We start from the raw sequence: 246 nt of genomic DNA on the forward strand, positions 1-246 counted from the left end.
CTCCTTACACTTATGACTTATTCAACTGACCCAAATACAAATGTTACTGATTTTGCTCCTTATATTGAAAAAGAACATAAAGTTCATGAGACTGGAAGCTATATGGATCATGTCAACTTTAGGTTAACTGAAAATCCTTTCGCATATATAGGCATTGACGGTTTCTTCGGATTAACCTTTATAACACTTTTCACACTCATTTTCCTATCTCCACTCTTCTTAATCGGTATGTACGTAGGAAAAAAA

At 33.7% G+C, this 246-nt stretch carries 1 pseudogene; it reads left to right on the top strand.

Annotated features, from left to right (window positions below):
• Positions 1 to 246: pseudogene (locus tag SB775_RS32660) on the top strand (DUF418 domain-containing protein); the annotation flags it as partial.

This window comes from Peribacillus sp. SIMBA_075 (assembly GCF_046534585.1).